Genomic DNA, 18434 nt, shown 5'->3' with positions numbered 1-18434 from the left:
TGAGAGAGTGGATTCTAGAAAGTTAGTTGAAAAAGCAAAACAAGGGGATGGAGAGGCATTAATTCAACTTATTATGGATAAAAATCAGGAGTATTATAAACTTGCTTATGTATATATGAAAAATGAAGAAGATGCATTAGATGTAATGGAAGATATGATTGTAATTTTATATGAGAACATACACAAATTAAAGAAAGATGATGCTTTTTATAGTTGGAGCAAAACTATTTTGGTAAATTGCTGCAAAAAACTTTTGAGAAAAAGAAAAAAGGTAGTTTCATTAGAGTCTATTAAAGAAGAAGCTGATGAAGAAATAATTGAACAAAAAAATAAGAAGATTATGCTTGATGGGTATCTTTCTAAATTAAATGAAAAACACCAGGAAGTGATAAAGCTTCGGTATTTTTTAGATTTAGATTATCAAACTATCGCAAGTTTAATAAAAGTTCCTATTGGAACGGTAAAGTCTCGTATATCTATTGGCCTTAAGAAGTTAAAAGAAAGCTTTGGAGGTGAGGAACTTTGAAAGAAATTGAAAAAATGCTCAATAACAAGAAAATAGAAATAGATGAATTAAAAGTGCCAGAACAACTGGAGGACAGATTAAGAGGTGCGCTAAGAGAAAGAACTTCTAAAAAGAAGATAAAACATAAATGGAAAGTAAAGGCTGCGGCTGCATTTATTGCAGTTATATTAGTAGGATATAACATGAACTCATTGGCTTTTTACGGTAAAAAGCTTATAGGATATGATGGAGTTATGACTGGTACATTAAAAAAACTTAATGAACTTGGAAAAGGTCAGGGCATAGACAAAAGTTATACTTTTAAAAATGGAGTCATTGTGACATTGGATGGAGTTATGGTAGACGATAATCAGCTTTTAGCTTTTTATACTATAAAAGATTCAAGGGGAAATGTAGATAAACTTTATATAGAAAGTTCAACATTAATAGAAGGAAAAGAAGAATGGAACTACATGAGAAGTGGTATAGGAGAAATGAATGATACAAAAACTCAAATGAAATATAAGGAAGAATTTGCAAAGCCTTCTTTGGGTGAAAAAGAATTAAAATGGAGCTTTACTTTGAGAGATGGAGATAATACAGAAAAAGGGGAAATAGCTTTTACGTTAGATACAAGTAAAGCCATGAGCAATATTTTGAAGAAGAATATAAACCAAAGTATAAAAACAGATGAGACAAAAATACGTTTCGAATCTATAACAGCGTCTCCAACAAAAACTCGTATCAAAGGGACAATCCGAAACATATTTGAACTGGCTAAGGATGAAATTATAGGAGGAAGCTTCAGACCCACAGATTTAAATGTAAAGCTTATTGCCAATGGAAAAGAAGTAGAGTGGCAGGGGGGAGGAACGAGTACCAACATGGATGGAATAACTTTTAGGAGAGAATATGATGCTCTACCTTCAGACCTTAATAATCTTCAAATCAAACTTGTAAGCTTTGAAGCTGATCATAAAGTTAATAAACAAGTAGAAATTGAAAAGAATGTCAGCAGCAAAACCATTGAAATTTTACGACAGAAAATACAAATTGACAAAGTATATGAAGCAAAAGGAGAAACTTATGTAACAATTACAACTAAAGAAGGTGTAGTTCTTTCAAAGGTATATATGATGATGGACGGTAAAAAGGTAGAACTGCAAGAAACTATTTTAAGCAAGAAAAGTAAAAATAGTGATGGAACCATAAGTCATACTAGAACTCTTCGTTTTAAGGGTACAGGAAAGAAATTGCAGCTACAAATTAAAGGATTAAAGTATAACAAGATTTATAATCATGTTATAGATGTGGCTGTGGATTAATTTTGGAAAAAACCTTCTTAGGAATTTTGGAATAAAAATTCTTAAGAAGGTTTTTAATTATTCAAATTGTAAATCTTTATTTAGAATATCAATAAATTTGTCTACAAGCATTGGATCAAATTGTATACCAGCACATTTTTTTAGTTCTACAACAGCAGTTTCCTTTTTCAATGCTTTTCTGTAAGGTCGATCATTAGTCATTGCATCGTAAGCATCTACAATTGAAAGTATTCTACATTGAATAGGTATGTCCTTTCCTTTTAAGCCAAATGGGTATCCTTCACCATTCCACCATTCATGATGTTTGAAAATCCAATCAGAAATATGCATAAGGTCTGGTGAAGATTGAGCTATACGATAACCAATTTCTGTATGCTTTTTCATTTCAGCAGCTTCTTCTTCATTAAGCTTGCCAGGTTTAAAAAGTATAGCATCTGAAATCCCAACTTTTCCTATATCATGAAATTGCCCTAGTAAAGACATATCTTTAATTTCATTGTCAGACATACCAGCTGATTCTGCAAGTTTACTTGCTAGTTCTTGTAAACGATCGCCGTGTCCTTCAGTAATAAAATCACGTGCTTTCAGCATTTTCATTAATACCTGAACAATTTCACTTTTGGTACTTTGACGATGATGCAGCTTTTCACGATACATATAATTATCTGCTTCTTTAAACATTTCTTTTAAATCTTTATACTCTTCTTTATACACTTCATAACCAAAAGAAATGCTGAAAGGAACTAGTTTATTGTTCTGATTTACCTGTTCAATGTTTTTAATTATGTTTACTTTAATTTTTTCGATTTCTTCTGGTGAAGTATTATGCATTAGAATACCAAACTCGTCTCCACCTATTCTTGAAATTATATCTTGTTCTCTAAAGCAGGAGCGAAGTATATTTGCAACAGTACATAAATATTCATCTCCTACAGAATGACCAAGAGTATCATTTATCAACTTAAGACCGTCAAGATCACATATAACCATTGCAAAATGCGATAAGTTCTCTATGTTATTTTGACATTGTTCTAATTCATTTTCAAAGTAATTTCTATTATTAAGATCAGTTAAACCATCATATATACTCATTTCATATATACGAGTTTCAGTATTTTTACGTTCTGTTATGTCTCTAACTATTACCATTATGCTATCAATATCACATTGTATTAAACGAGCTTCAAAATGATGAATTTCATTATGGAAATCTAGTGAATATTCTTCAATCTGGGTTTCATTAGTTTTGAATAGATTAACTATGCTATTCATAAATCTATCAGCTAGTTTACCTGGAAATACATCACTAATAGACTTTCCAATAAACTCATCAGGATAAATATAAAGATCTTGAGTATTCTCAGAGTGATAATCAAGAAATATTCCATCAACACTAATTACAAAAACCATATCAGGAAGTGCTTTAAATAATGCCCTAATTCTATTTTCGCTGCTACTCAGTTCTTTAATAAGTTTTGTAAGCTCAGAAGTTTTTTGTTTAACATTTTTCTTAAGCATTCGATTCCAAAAGATAAGCAAGAGAATTACAGTGATAATAATTGATGATATAAATAGTATATGACGCATAAATTCAGGATTGGGAGAAGAAGTTCCAAACCATTTTCTATCAATTTGCTTATATTCTGTGCTTGAAATTAATGAAAACCCATCTTCAATAATATTTAATAGTTCAGTATTTCCTTTTTTTACTGCTCTATGAAACCCACCAGTATATAATGGATCAGAGTAGTTAAATTTATCTGTTATATTTGCTTTGTACATATAGTAAAAAGCAGGGGGCTTACCCATAATAAAAGTAACTATCTCATTATTTTTAGCAGCATTAATTATAGCCTCATAACTGTCATATTCTTTAAAGTCAGTAATACCTCTTTCATTAAGAATATTTATGATGCTATCACCTTTTTTCACACCTACAGAAAAACCTCGTAAGGTTTCAATTCCATTTATTCCTGAAATATTTTCATTAAAGAAAATAGGTACTTCTATTTTTGTATATGATTTTGAAAAATCATATATTTTTGATTTCTCTTCATTCAAAAATAGTGTATCTAGTACATCAATTTTATCTTTTTTCATAAGGCTTTGAGCTTCATACCAGTCCATTGCAACAATTTCAACTTTTATTCCTGTTTTCATTTCCCAAAGTTTCCATTGATCTATTAGAATACCTTGAAGGTTTCCACTGCTGTCTTTAAATACATAGGGAGGATAGTTATTATCCATAACAACCTTTATTTTATCAGTCTTTTTATAAGAATCTGATTTGTGATTGTAAGTAAATGAACAGCCAAAAAGTAATGAAATTATTAATACACATAAAAATAAAGACTTTTTGACAAAAGTATTCAATAATATCTCCTCATTTCATTATATATCATAAAAATCCATCTTTTTTAATTTTATACTAAATAATGATAAAATTCTACAAGAATTGTTATGATTTAGCATAAAATCTATTAGCACTAACATTAAATGATATAATAAATTTTAATGAGGAGAATTTTTTATCTCAAATCTTTATTTAGAATATTAATAAACTTGTCTACAAGCATTGGATCAAATTGTATACCAGCACATCGTTTAATTTCTGATATAGCAGTTTCTTTTTTCAATGCTTTTCTGTAAGGGCGATCATTAGTCATTGCATCGTAAGCATCTACAATTGAAAGTATTCTACATTGAATAGGTATTTCTTCTTCTTTTAAGCCAAATGGGTATCCTTGACCATTCCACCATTCATGATGTTTGAAGATCCAATCAGAAATGTGCATAAGATCTGGTGAAGACTGAGCAATACGATAACCAATCTCTGTATGCTTTTTCATTTCTGCTGCTTCTTCTTCATTAAGTTTGCCAGATTTGAAAAGTATAGCATCCGAAATTCCAACTTTTCCTATATCGTGAAATTGTCCTAGTAAAGACATATCTTTAATTTCATTGTCAGACATACCTACTGATTCGGCAAGTTTACTTGCTAGTTCTTGTAAACGGTCGCCGTGTCCTTCAGTAATAAAATCACGTGCTTCCAGCATTTTCATTAATACCTGCACAATTTCACTTTTTGTACTTTGACGATGATGCAGCTTTTCACGATACATATAATTATCTGCTTCTTTAAACATTTCTCTTAAATCTTTATACTCTTCTTTATACATTTCATAACCAAAAGAAATACTAAAAGGAACTAGCTTATTGTTACTATTTACATGTTCAATGTTTTGGTTTATATTTATTTTAATTTCTTCGATTTCTTCTTGTGAGGTATTATGCATAAGAATACCAAACTCATCTCCACCTATTCGTGCAATTACATCTTGTTCCCTAAAGCATGAGCGAAGAATATTTGCAACGGTACATAAATATTCATCTCCTACAGAATGACCAAGAGTATCATTTATTAACTTAAGACCGTCAAGATCACATATAACCATTGCAAAATGTGATAAGTTTTCTATGGCATTTTGACATTGTTTTAATTCATTTTCAAAGTAATTTCTATTATTAAGACCAGTTAAATTATCATGTATACTCATTTCATATATACGAGCTTCAGTATTTTTACGTTCTGTTATGTCTCTAACTATTCCCATTACGCTATGCGCATCACAGTGAACCAAACGAGCTTCAAAATGACGAATTTCATCATGTATATCTAGTGAGTATTCTGCAACTTGGGTTTCACCAGTTTCAAATAGAGCAGCTATACATTGCATAAATCTATCAGACAGTTCATCAGGAAATATATCACGAATAGATTTTCCCATAAACTCATTAGGAGGCATATAAAAATCTTCAGTATTCTCATATTGATAATGAAGAAATATTCCATCATAACTAATTACAAAAACCATATCAGGAAGTGCTTTAAATAATGCACTAATTCTATTTTCGCTGCTCTTCAGTTCTTTAATAAGTTTTGTAAGCTCAGAGGTTTTTTGTTTAACATTTTTATTAAGCATTCCATTCCAAAAAATAAGCAAAAGAATTACAATGATAATAATCGCTGATATAATCATTATATAACGTATAAATTCATGATTGATAGGTGAGATTCCCAACCATTTTCTATCAATTTGATTGTATTCTGTGCTTGAAATTAATGAAAAACCATCTTCAATAATAGTTAATAGTTCGGTATTTCCTTTTATAACTGCTCTATGAAACTCACCAGTATATAATGGATTAGAGTAGTTAAAGTTATGTTCAATTCCCATTTTATACATATAATAAAGAGCTGGTGGTTTGTCTACAACTAAAACAACCGCCTCTTTATTTTGAGCAGCTTTAATCATAGACTCATAGCTGTCATATTCCTTAAGATCAGTAATCCCTCTTTTATTAAGAATATTTATGACGTTATCACCTTTTATTACAGCTACAGAAAAACCTTTTAGAGTTTCAATACCATTTATTCCTGAAATATCTTTATTAAAGAAAATAGGTACTTCTATTTTGGTGTAAGGTTTTGAAAAATCATAAATTTTTGCTCTTTTTTCATTGAAGAAAATTGTGTCTATTACATCAAATTTTCCTCTTTTCATAAGCTTTTGAGCTTTATCCCAATTCAGTGTATGAATTTCAATTTTGATTCCTGTTTTATTTTCGAAAAGTTTCCATTGATCTATTAGAATACCTTGAAGATTTCCACTGCTGTCTTTAAAGACATACGGAGGATAGTTATCAACCATAACTACCCTTATTTTATCAAATTTTTTATAAGAATCTGATTTGGGATTGAAAGTAAATGAACAGCCAAAAAGTAATGAAATTATTAATATACATAGAAATAAAGACTTTTTGACAAAAGTATTCAATAATATCCCCTCATTTCATTGTGTATGATAAAAATCTGTTTTCCTTAATTTTATACTAAAAAACGATTGGTTTCTACAAAAATTACTATAAATTAATGAGGAAATTTTAATTTATTTAAAATGTTTTTAAAAATGAAAGTTTATATGTTAGAATATTAAGCATATATGGAAAAAGAAGCCTCAGAGGGCTTCTTATATGTTTTTACTAATCTTCAACTTTATATGATCTTACACTTTGGTCGCCTTTTAACAGATTTTCTATTTGACTGCCTAATTCATGACCTTGTCTATAAGAAACAATATGTTGAGGAGCTATTTGATTTTTGTGAGAATCCTCTCCAGATAAGCTATCTATAATTCCCAGTTTTGCAGCTGGTAAATTACCTACCTTTATTTCTTTCAAATCATTTAATTTAAAATTGGGCATAAAAAAACCTCCTTTATTTTGATAATCTTATATTTCCCAAAATAGAGAGGATATATTAAGAATATTATACATTATGATCAATACAATGGATTTTTTAGATATACTATTTATTTTTGACAAAAAATGTGATAGAATTTCAATGGTCAGTATTCATTATGAAACTGAACTTTCATCAAAAAAATTTAAATTAAAAGACTTACATCCAGTAATTGGAGTAAGAACGGAGGGATTATCATGTCAGAAAAAACGTTACCAAAATCAAAAATCAAAACCAAACAAATCACTGTAATAGGTATGCTTTTTGCAATAACTATTATACTTGGTGCTACAGGATTAGGGTTTATTCCTATTCCGCCGCTAAAATTGACTATAATGCATATACCTGTAATTATAGCCTCAATACTTGAAGGACCAATAGTTGGTGCTATAAATGGACTGTTATTTGGTATTTTCAGTATGATTCAAGCTATCAATACTCCAACACCAGTTTCATTTATATTTTTAAATCCTATAGTAGCAGTAATTCCAAGAATACTTATAGGAGTAACACCATATTACGCTTATAAACTAATAAAGACAAAATGGGAAAAAGTAAATTTGGGATCTTCTATTTTGATTGGTTCTTTTACAAACACTATTGGAGTAATGGGATTAATATATCTTTTATATATAGATCAATATGCTAATGCACTTCACATTTCACACAGCTTAGCAGTTAAAACTATATTATTTTATATTTTAAATGGCTATGTATCTGGTGGTGCAGCAGTTTTAATATCAATGCCAATAATCTTGGCAGTAAGAAAAATTAGAAAATAACCTTAAAGAGTATAGGGCTGTATCAAAATAGAAAGTAATTTCTAGAGTGAGACAGCCCTTTTATTATACATATTTCTTTTTACCAACCCTTTGATGATTCCAAAACTTCATCTGGAATATCACCGTTTAAATAATCTTTTATAGCTTCTTCAATAATATCTATTGCTTTATCAATTTGTTCTTTGGTTATTACAAGTGGTGGCTGTATTCTTAAAACATTACTTGAAACAAAAGTAACTAGTACACCATTTTCCCATGCACGATAACAAATTTTTGCAGCTGCATCATTATTTCTTTCCTTAGTAGTTCTATCCTTAACAAGATCAACCCCTACAGTCATTCCAACACCACGTACATCTCCAATTATTTCATATCTTTCTTGCATATCTTTAAAACGTGCTTTCATATACTCGCCTAAAACTTTTGAACGTTCTATAAGTTCTTCTTCTCTTATAACCTCAAGTGTTGCAAGGGCAGCCTTACAAGAAAGAGGATTTGCTGCTGCAGTAAATGTATGAGCAGGTGCGTCTAAAGATTCCATAATTTCTTTCCTTCCTACAATAGCACTCATAGGCATACCTGATGCAATTGACTTTCCAAGCACAACCATATCAGGTTCTATATCAAAATTATCTATTCCAAACCATTTTCCAGTTCTTCCAAAGCCCTGCTGTACTTCATCAACTACAAATAATATCCCATTTTCTTTGCACATATTATAAAGTTTCTCTATGTACTTTTTAGGTGGTACTATAAATCCTGCATCTCCAGCTATAGGTTCTATTAATACAGCTGCAACTTCTTCTGGTGGTAAATAAGAGTTAAATATATCTTCAAGTTCATTAATACATTCTAAATTACAGTTACATTCCTTCTTTCCAAATCTACAACGATAGCAGTCTGGATAGTGTATATGATGCATTCCAGGAACTAGAGGGCCTATCTTTCTGCGCATATTAAGATTCAATGCTGAAAGAGAAATAGCTCCGTATGTTGAACCATGATAAGAACCTATAAAAGATATTATTTTACTTCTTCCTGTATATCCTCTTGCAAATTTTATCATTCCATCATTAGCATCAGATCCTGTAAGTCCAAATATAATCCTTTTTTCAAAATTTCCAGGAGTAATATCTATAAGTTCTTTTGCAAGTTCCACAAGTGGTTCATGATACACATAAGGATAGATATAGTGAATAAAATCTTTTGCCTGATTTGTAATTGCCTCTACAATTTTTGGATGAGAGTTACCAGTGTTAAGCATAGCAGCACTGGCAAGCATATCAATATACTCGTTGCCATCAGCATCTTCAATTATTGCTCCGTGTCCTTTCTCTACGGCTAATGGGAAATATGGAAGTTTGCCACATTGTGCATACAGTTCTATATCTTTATTTACAATAGATTTACATTTATCAATATTTTTATTCAATTTGGATTCCTCCTTTAAGTTAATTCAGTTTGCATATTTGATCTTAAATATCCTATTTGCAAGAAACGTTCCAAAATATGAATATTGTACCCTTAAGCCTTGTAATATCAAGTCTATAGGGTATTTATATCAATAAAGAAAAAAGAATCCAAGTGTAAAGAAGTTTACACTTGGATTCTTTTCTTGTTTTAAAATACTGCTGTGCATAAGGGTTTTTACCTAAAAATCAAGTGTAAAGCATTTACATGTAAACACTTTACACTTAGTTATAAATCATACTTTTTCAAAAACTTATATAGTGTTGGTCTGGAAATACCTAAAATTTCAGCTGCTTTCTTCTTATTTCCTTCAGTTGAATTTAATGTATCTATTAAAATATCCTTATTTATTTTTATTGACTGCTTTTTTATTATCTCTTCATATCTTGGTTCTTTAAATCCAGTCATAAAAAGTGTCTTTTCTGTAATCCATTCTCCATCACATGCAAACATTGATCTAGATATTACATTTTCAAGCTCTCTAATATTTCCCTTCCAACTATGTTTCATAAGCATTTCTTTTGCTTTATTATCTATTCCTTTAACATACTTATTTCCCTTATCTACAAGCTTTTTTATAAAATACTCTGCAAGTAATAGTATGTCACGTTTCCGTTCTTTTAAAGGAGGAATTTCGAGACATAAAACTTTTAATCTATAATAGAGATCTCTTCTAAACTGCCCCTCTTCAACCATTTCTTCTAAGTTTCTATTTGTGGCAGCTATTATTCTTACATCTACATTTATAGGCTTGTTTCCACCAATCCTATTTATGCACATAGTTTCAAGTACACGCAATAATTTAGCCTGAATATCTATTTGCATTTCTCCTAGTTCGTCAAGAAACAAGGTTCCTCCATTAGCTAGTTCAAACTTTCCTGGCTTTCCACCTTTTCTAGCTCCGGTAAAAGCTCCTTCCTCATATCCAAAAAGTTCACTGTCTATAAGTTCATTTGGTAAGTTTGCACAATTTAATGCAACAAAAGGTTTACGTCTCCTGTTGCTATAATTGTGTATAGATTGGGCAAATAATTCTTTACCAGTACCAGTTTCACCGTATATTAAGATACTTTCATTACTTTTTGAAAATGTCTTAGCTAAATGTATAGTTTCTTTTAAAGTATTACTTTCTCCAACAATATCATTAAAGGTAAAAAAGGCTTGATGTCCTGCAATTGTATTTGCAAGTTTTCTAGAACGTTCAATACTCCTAAATATATCTATGGCACCAATAATATTTCCATTTTCATCAAATATAGGATAACCTGAATTTATAAGATGTGTCTTCTTACCTTTAAAATTCCAAAAATACTCTATATCTATAATACTTTTTTTCTTTTCAATAACCTCTATTAACATGGGCTTGTCTGGTGAGAGATTATCTACTTTTTTATTAAGCAGTTCTTCCTTGTCGGCTCCTACTATCTCACAACATGCATTATTTACATATAATAAATATCCATTTTTATCACAAATTGATATACCATCACTTACTGAATCTAATGCCTTTAAAAGAATCTCATTAATTACGTCTTTATTCATTGTATCTCCCTCGACTAATTTGGCTTATTTATATTATAGCAAATAAATATCTTCTTTTAAAAGAAACTCCTTGTAGGTTATAACGTAACAAGGAGTCAGTGAAAATATTTCATCCTTTCAATAACATTATATTCATGGTTGATTTTTGTATGATAAGCACGTGGGGGAGTGGGGGAAACATAGTATTGAATTAAAGAAACTGAAAGATTTGCTACCACAAAAAAAGAAGTAACAAATCATACTTCACTCAAATATGATGATAGTGTGAATCTTATGTACCTTTTGACACTGTAAGAGCTATAGAGATGAGTATAAAATTTATAAATATGAATAGGAGGGATGTTATGAGAAAAGTAATTAGTTTAATACTTGGTTTAATGATAGTTTTATCAGTAGTTGGTTGTTCTCAAAAGAACACTGCTAAAAAAACAAAAGAGACACAGGGACAAGGCGTTAAGAAAAATGTACAGGAAAAAGATGCACTACTACTTAAGGGCAAAATAGTTGGGTATGCTGGTGGCAATGATTGCGGGAATACAAATACCTTAGTGTTAGATAAAAAATTAAACATATATGGTAGAGAAATAGATAGAGTATGGTTGAAAAATGATATTATTACAGAACTTATTCCTAGAAAATATATGACATACTACCTTGAGGGTGGAGAAGCTTTAAAAGAAGAATTTATAGAAAAAATTCCTATAGAAGTTAAAGTTGACCCTAATAGTTTTGAGTTTGTAGATTTTTATACGTTTGCAAAAGGCATAAAAGTTGTTTCATTAGATGGTGAGACTGATCCTAGAGATAAATCAAAAGATGAGTATCCTATAGATTATTATAAAGATATGTTTTATGCTCTATGTAGTCCAGATAATGTAGATTCTGAGTATCCTTATACAGTTGATATAAAAGAGTACTATTTATATAAAAATGCTGATGCAGGGGATAATTTTAAAATCGCAGTGGATAAGATTTTAGAAAGTGGTCTTTATATTAATATGCTTGAAGGGGAATATGTAATAGAAACAGAAAAAAGATATTCAGAAGAGGGAGTGGGAAGATAAAAGATTAAATTCATTTTCCATATTTTTATTAAATAGTGTTTTAAAAAATGATAAACTTTCCCAAGAATTTTGGAATAAAAATTCTTAGGAAGGTTTTTATTGTTTATTATAAAAAGTCAAAGAAATTTATGAAATATATTAAAGGTATAAAAAATATTAGTCCTGTAATGTTATAAAAAGTAAACAGCTTAAGATATTTTCTATTTTGAGAAGGATACTCTTTTGAATAAAGTTTATAAGAAATTAAACTTGCCATAGATGCAATTAAAGTTCCCATTCCGCCTATGTTACAACCTAATAAAAGTTCCTTATAGTTATTAGTAAATGGAGATATTAATACAGCAGAAGGTACATTGCTTATAAATTGACTGGTTAATATTGAAAAAAAGTATGTGTTTTTGGAATTGTTTAGAAGATAAGATAAAAAATTCTTGACAATATCCATAGATGATATATTACCAACAAATATAAAGAATGCAATAAATGTGCATAGCAATGAATAATCTACTTGTAACAACAGTTTTCTATTTAATAATAAAACAACCAATAATGTCAGAATAAATGAAAATCTATAATCTATAATATGAAATACAGAAAGCAATATAATTACAAATAATAGAGAAAACCATAATACATGCATTTTGTTTTTAATAGAAACCTGTGACAGGTGAAGTAATACAGGGGTATTATCAGTTTTAATAATAATTACGCCTAGGAATATTATAGATAAGACAATAATAGGCAGCATAATTATAAAAAAATTAATTGGTTTTATATTATAAAAAGAGTAAATATAAAGGTTTTGAGGATTTCCCATAGGGGTCAATGAACTTCCCAAATTAGCAGCTAGAGTTTCACATATTACAAGATTCAAAGTATTAATTTTAGTTTTCTTTCCAATAATTAATGCAAGTGGTACAAAGGTTATCAATGCAACATCATTTGTAATAAACATAGATGAAATGAAAGTAATAGATATTAGTACAAAAAAAATAACCCGATTACTTTTGCATTTAATAAGCAAAAAAGTGGCTATGTAGTCTAATACATTAAGCTGTTTAAAAGCTGAAACAACTATCATTAAATTAAACAATAGTATTAGTACTGTAAAATTAATGTACTGGAGTTTAGGGATAGATATAGAGGATGAAACAATAGCAAGAAGTATAGTTATTGTTAACACCAATTCTTTTTTTAAAAATAATAATATATTATTGATATTTGATTTTTTTAATATAATTAAATTCTGCATACTAGAACTCCTAAAATTAGTTATTATAGATTTATCAGTAATATTATATTTACATTTGATAATAATTGCAAGAGTTTGCTATTCGTATACTTTTTCTAATACAATATTTTTATAGAAGCCGCCTCTGGCTTCTTTTTTCAATTCTTTTATATTAGAAGATATTTTTCGTTATTCGGATTTTAATATTAAAAGCAATTCATGTCAAAAATAATCATTATATAAAATTTTATGATAAAATATAAAAGTGTACAAAATAAGGTAATTATGTTAATGAATTATATTTTTGATTGCAGGGAAAGACGGTGATATAAATGGCGGTTATGATACCAGAGAGTATTAGTGCTTTAGAGAATGTTACAGTGGGAGAAAAAAAGGTTTTTAAGATTTTGAAAGAGTTATTACAAGATGATTATATTGTTTGGTTTGATTTGAGAGTAAATAATAGATATCCTGATTTTATAATACTTGCTCCAGACTTAGGGCTTATAGTTCTTGAAGTTAAGGATTGGCAGATAGGCTCAATAATTTCAGCAGATACAAATAAGTTTGAACTGAAAACTATGGGAAAATGTTCTAATCCATTGAAACAGGCAAGAGATTATATGTTTAATATAGTAAATGAATTAAAGAAGGATAAAAAGCTTGTTGATGGTACAGGAAAGTATAAGGGAAGATTAAAGTTTACTTATGGACATGGTGTCATTTTTACAAAAATCACAAAAAAATCTTTTGAAGCTTCTCCCTTCAAAGGAACTATAGAAGATAACTTTATAATATTTCAAGATGAATTAAAACAGATAGAAAATAGTTGTAGTAAGGATATTCTCAAGGAAAAGTTAGAAGCTATGTTTCCTATGAAGTTTGATTTTGAACGTTTAGATGATAAGTATATAAATAGAATAAGAGGAAATATATTTAAAGAAGTAAAATTGGCATCAGATAGTGAAGGTATTTTTAAAGTAATGAATCTTGAACAGGAGAACTATGCAAAAGGTTTAGGATATGGACATAGAGTTATAAGAGGAGTTGCAGGAAGTGGAAAAACTGTTATTTTAACATGTAGAGCTAAATATTTAATGGAAGTTCACAAGGATTGGAATATTATGGTTCTTTGTTACAATAAAACCTTGGCTGCATTTTTAAGAGAAGCTATAAATGGTAATAATAAAGATACTAATGTTGAGATTATTCATATGCATGGATGGATCAACAAAATATCCAAAGAATTAGGTTTTTCTACAGCTCTTTATGATAATCAAGTTACAGGAAATATTTCTAAAATTACAGATGAAATGTTAGAAAAATTGAATAAATATGATGCTATATTGATTGATGAAGGACAAGACTTAGAAGAAGAATGGCTAAAATTTATAGTTAAGAATCTTAGAGATCCAGAACATAGCCACCTACTTTTAGCTTCAGATGGAGCACAAAATTTATACAGCAGAAAATATACATTAAAATCTGTGGGTATAAAGGCAGTTGGTAGAACGATTATTATGAGAGAAAATTACAGAAATACAAAGGAAATTCTTGATTTTGCTAATGGAATTTTACTAGATGGTGATAATAAAAAAAGCAGTAATGCAGATGAAAATGATTTTATAATAGAGGCAAAATCAATTTTAAGAAGAGGAAGCATTTCAAAAGTTACAGAAACTAAAAGATTTGATGATGAAATAGAAAAAATAATAGACCAGATTATAGAACTAAATAAGGATGGTGTAAATTATAGAGAAATTGCTATATTGTATCCTTATGGCAAGTATCTAGGTACTGAATATGTAAAAACAGTTGAAGATGCTTTAAAGAAAAAATCCATACCTTATGTTTGTATTAATAAAGCTGTTAATAGAGCTAATTTTAAACTTAATAAAAATGAGGTAAAAATATCTACTATATATAGTGCAAAAGGATTAGATTTTAAAGCTGTATTTATATGTGGAATTAACCAAGGTTTAATGAAAAGCTATGATGAATCAAAAAAATTATTGTATGTTGGAATGACAAGAGCTAGAGATATTTTAAATGTTACATATAGTGTTAATAATGAACTTACAGAAGCGATGGTGAAAAGTCATAAACAGATGATTAGAAATAATGGGGGAGAACAGATAGCTAAGATTGGACCTAAAGAAATTCAGGTTAATAAGCCTAAAGAAAAGAAAAAAGGATTTATGGATAAGATTATGGCTTTGTTTAGATAAGTGAGTGAAGCATAATCATCAAGAAAAAGTATAGAGTTTACTCGTATGCTTTTCCAAAATAATATTTTTATAGAAGCCGCCTCTGGCTTCTTTTTAAAATTTTTTTAGAAAGTTAGCATATATAACTATAATTGACACATATTATAGAGCCAAGATATAATTAAAATATTATTAAAAAATGATTAGAGGATAATTATGAAAAATAAAAAATCTAAAATAATATTGGGGATTATTTTATTAATAGTAATAGTAATTGTGGCTGCAAAGATATTTTTGACAGAAGATAGGAATGTTTCTGTAGCCCAAAATGGATATATAGATTTAAGCAAATGGAATTTTGAAAAAGATGGTATTTTAGAATTAGATGGTGAATGGGAATTTTACTATAATAAATTGTATAAACCAGAAGATTTTAGTTCAAATACAATCAAAAACAAACAATATTTTAAAATTCCATCGAATTTAAATGGAACTGTAATAGATGGTAAAAAACTTAATCATTATGGATATATGACTTTGAGATTAATAATAAAATTGAATGAGAAAGATGCAGACAAATTTTTAGGGCTTAAAGTTCAAAACATGCTAACTGCTTCTAAAATATGGATAAATGGTGATTTGACAGATTATCATGGGGTAGTGGCTAAAAATGAAAAACAATACAAGCCTATATTTAAACCAACCTTATCTATATTCAAATCTAAAACTAATTATGTAGAAATAGTAATTCAGACTGCAAACTTTAGAGAACCATTTTCTTCAATTGAAAGCTTATATATTGGAACTAAAAATCAAATTTTAAAAAAGCAAAATATTCAATTAGCTATAGATTTATTTTTAATTGGAAGTATTTTTATTATTGCACTGTACCATTTAGGTCTTTTCAAAATAAGACCTCAAAACAAATCAACTCTTTATTTTGGGTTGTTTTGCCTAGATATAGGAATGCGAAGTTTATTTATGGGAGAAAGGATTTTGGTTCAAGTTTTTCCAAATATGCATTTTGAAGTTATAAGCAAATTTGCAGCTATTTCTTATTATGTTGCAGTACCTTTATTTTTAATGTTTTTGAAAGAATTATTTAGTGAAATATCAGACCAAATTGTTTCTACATCAAAATATGTTGGAATAGTTATGACTTTCATTTGTTTAGTTACAACTAATAAAATTTATGATGAATTTGCTATAGTTTCACAAATATATACTGTGGGAATCTGTTTGTATGTATTGTACAACCTCCTTAAACTTTCAATACGTAGAGAAGAAAATGCTTTTCAAGTAGTTTTAGGTTTTATAAGTATAATAATTGCATTACTATGCGATATATTAGGTTATGATGGATATATGCGAATTAGAGTTGCTATGCCAATAGGCGTATTTTTGTTTATATTTATTCAATCTTATATGTTAGCAAAGAAATTTTCAAATGCGTTCGTAGTGGTAGAAAGATTGGCTGAAGAAAATGATGCTATGTATAAAGAAATTAAAGAAATGAATATTCAATTAGAGGGGAAAGTTAGAGATAGAACAAAAAAATTATATAACAGTAGGAAAGAACTAAAAAATCTTTTAGATAATGCAGGACAAGGATTTTTAACGTTTGGAAGAGAACTTATTGTAGATGAAGAATATAGTATTCAGTGTAAAGATATATTTAATATGGAAATAAACAATAAAAAGATATCTGAGATACTTTTTATAAATAATTTAGAAGATAAAAAACTATTTATAAGAATAATAGATGAAATATTTAATACAAGTGATGAACATAAAATACAAATGTTAATAGAACTTATGCCAAAAGTAATAAATATATATAATAAAGACATAACTATTGAATATAAAGTACTTTATAATACTAGAAATGAAAACGATAAGAGGATAATGATAATTTTAACTGATATATCAGAAAAAAAAGAATTGGAAAATCGAATAGAACAAGAAAGAAATATTTTAAAGATGGTGGTTAATGCAGTAATATACTATGAAGATTCAAATGAGTTAATAAATAGTTATATTGAATTTTGCCAAGTATCTTTTGATAATTTATTAAAAAGCAATAAAAAATTTGAAGACGTATATTGTGAAATTCTTAGAAAAATCCACACATATAAAGGGAATTTTGCACAAATGAATATGCTAAATACGGCATATGAATTAGAAGAAATTGAAGAAAGTCTTGTGAAAATAAAAGATAAATTAACTATTGATAATTTTAAAATGGCTGTAGATATTTATATTTTAAATAATGCAATTAAAGAGGATTTAAATAAACTCACTACAATTTTAGGAAAAGACTATTTTGACAAAGAAAAAATTGTAATTGATCGAGAAAAACTTAGTGAAATAGAAAACATGATACAAGAGAATTTTAATGAAGAAGAAAGCAGAAAAATAATACATATGATTAGAAGATTATTATATGTACCTTTAAAAAAACTATTAGAGCCTTATTGTAAATATACAGTTGGAGCTGCAGAAAGTCTAGAAAAACAGATTTATACCATGGAAGTTGAAGGAGACGATATTAGCGTTGACCTAGATAAATACCAGGATCTAATAAAATCTATGATACATATTTTTAGGAATATGTTGGATCATGGAATTGAATCTGTTGAAGAGAGAGTAAGAAAAGGAAAAAATGAATACGGTAAAATAATATGTTTTCTAAAAAAACAAGGAAATGATATTATAATTAAAATACAAGATGATGGATGTGGAATAGACTTACACAATTTAAAGAAAAAAATAGTACAAAGAAATTTATTATCATATACAGAGGCAGAAGCATTGTCAGAAGAAGAAACTTTAGAATATATTTTTAAGGATGGATTTACAACTAAAGATTATTGTACACAATTGTCGGGTAGAGGAGTTGGGTTATCGGCAGTTAGGAAAGAAGTAGAAAAACTTAATGGAAATATTGAAGTGTATACAAAAGTTGATGAGGGAACTACATTTAAAATAATAATAAAGGAGTGACAG

General features: G+C 28.5%; 13 protein-coding genes. 7 read left to right on the top strand and 6 right to left on the bottom strand.

Features of this window, described 5'->3' with window-relative positions:
* Positions 1 to 7: 7 nt before the first annotated feature.
* Together OXH55_RS02080 and OXH55_RS02075 are read left to right on the top strand one after the other, a co-directional pair.
* Positions 8 to 526 (top strand): RNA polymerase sigma factor, encoded by a 519-nt coding sequence (locus OXH55_RS02080; protein ID WP_418921818.1) that lies wholly within the window; start codon positions 8 to 10, stop codon positions 524 to 526.
* Positions 523 to 1830 (top strand): DUF4179 domain-containing protein, encoded by a 1308-nt coding sequence (locus OXH55_RS02075; RefSeq protein WP_268047793.1) that lies wholly within the window; start codon positions 523 to 525, stop codon positions 1828 to 1830. Before OXH55_RS02080 ends, OXH55_RS02075 begins: the two co-directional genes overlap by 4 nt.
* A gap of 57 nt (positions 1831 to 1887) precedes the next feature.
* Here the strand turns inward: OXH55_RS02075 and OXH55_RS02070 are convergent, their stop codons facing one another.
* The 3 genes from OXH55_RS02070 to OXH55_RS02060 all read right to left on the bottom strand — a co-directional run bounded on the left by OXH55_RS02070 (position 1888) and on the right by OXH55_RS02060 (position 7095).
* Positions 1888 to 4203 (bottom strand): diguanylate cyclase domain-containing protein, encoded by a 2316-nt coding sequence (locus OXH55_RS02070; RefSeq protein ID WP_268047792.1) that lies wholly within the window; start codon positions 4201 to 4203, stop codon positions 1888 to 1890.
* A 155-nt stretch (positions 4204 to 4358) separates the two neighbouring features.
* On the bottom strand, positions 4359 to 6668 hold the full coding sequence (locus OXH55_RS02065; protein WP_268047791.1) for a diguanylate cyclase domain-containing protein: 2310 nt from the start codon (positions 6666 to 6668) through the stop codon (positions 4359 to 4361).
* Positions 6669 to 6873: 205 nt separating this feature from the next.
* On the bottom strand, positions 6874 to 7095 hold the full coding sequence (locus OXH55_RS02060; protein ID WP_268047789.1) for a hypothetical protein: 222 nt from the start codon (positions 7093 to 7095) through the stop codon (positions 6874 to 6876).
* A 73-nt stretch (positions 7096 to 7168) separates the two neighbouring features.
* Here OXH55_RS02060 and OXH55_RS02055 point away from each other — a divergent pair, with 73 nt between their 5' ends.
* Both OXH55_RS02055 and OXH55_RS02050 read left to right on the top strand, forming a co-directional pair.
* Positions 7169 to 7384 (top strand): hypothetical protein, encoded by a 216-nt coding sequence (locus OXH55_RS02055; RefSeq protein WP_268047787.1) that lies wholly within the window; start codon positions 7169 to 7171, stop codon positions 7382 to 7384.
* Entirely contained in the window at positions 7330 to 7914 is a 585-nt protein-coding gene (locus OXH55_RS02050; protein WP_268047785.1) for an ECF transporter S component, read from the top strand. The genes OXH55_RS02055 and OXH55_RS02050 overlap by 55 nt, the downstream gene beginning before the upstream one ends.
* A 79-nt stretch (positions 7915 to 7993) precedes the next feature.
* Here OXH55_RS02050 and OXH55_RS02045 read toward each other — a convergent pair whose 3' ends face one another.
* Both OXH55_RS02045 and OXH55_RS02040 read right to left on the bottom strand, forming a co-directional pair.
* A complete protein-coding gene (locus OXH55_RS02045) occupies positions 7994 to 9346 on the bottom strand; it encodes an aspartate aminotransferase family protein (protein WP_268047783.1) in 1353 nt (450 codons plus the stop codon).
* 266 nt (positions 9347 to 9612) lie between these two features.
* Positions 9613 to 10926 carry a sigma-54 interaction domain-containing protein gene (locus tag OXH55_RS02040; RefSeq protein ID WP_268047782.1) on the bottom strand — a complete coding sequence of 438 codons (1314 nt, stop codon included), beginning with the start codon at positions 10924 to 10926 and terminating at the stop codon, positions 9613 to 9615.
* A 344-nt stretch (positions 10927 to 11270) separates the two neighbouring features.
* Between OXH55_RS02040 and OXH55_RS02035 the strand changes: the two genes are divergently transcribed.
* The gene (locus OXH55_RS02035) at positions 11271 to 11990 is read left to right on the top strand and encodes a hypothetical protein (RefSeq protein WP_268047781.1); all 720 of its coding nucleotides are present in this window, start codon (positions 11271 to 11273) and stop codon (positions 11988 to 11990) included.
* 106 nt (positions 11991 to 12096) lie between these two features.
* Here the strand turns inward: OXH55_RS02035 and OXH55_RS02030 are convergent, their stop codons facing one another.
* Complete coding sequence (locus OXH55_RS02030; RefSeq protein WP_268047780.1) at positions 12097 to 13242, bottom strand: SLC13 family permease; 1146 nt, start codon at positions 13240 to 13242, stop codon at positions 12097 to 12099.
* Positions 13243 to 13553: 311 nt separating this feature from the next.
* On the opposite strand from OXH55_RS02030, the gene OXH55_RS02025 reads away from it, so the two are divergent.
* Together OXH55_RS02025 and OXH55_RS02020 are read left to right on the top strand one after the other, a co-directional pair.
* On the top strand, positions 13554 to 15449 hold the full coding sequence (locus tag OXH55_RS02025; RefSeq protein WP_268047779.1) for a 3'-5' exonuclease: 1896 nt from the start codon (positions 13554 to 13556) through the stop codon (positions 15447 to 15449).
* 195 nt (positions 15450 to 15644) lie between these two features.
* Positions 15645 to 18431 carry a 7TM diverse intracellular signaling domain-containing protein gene (locus OXH55_RS02020; RefSeq protein ID WP_268047777.1) on the top strand — a complete coding sequence of 929 codons (2787 nt, stop codon included), beginning with the start codon at positions 15645 to 15647 and terminating at the stop codon, positions 18429 to 18431.
* Positions 18432 to 18434: the final 3 nt, after the last annotated feature.

The sequence above is a fragment of the Clostridium ganghwense genome, from assembly GCF_026735165.1.
GTDB classification, from domain to species: Bacteria; Bacillota; Clostridia; order Clostridiales; family Clostridiaceae; genus Clostridium_H; species Clostridium_H ganghwense.
This window is presented reverse-complemented; position numbering and strand designations above follow the sequence as displayed.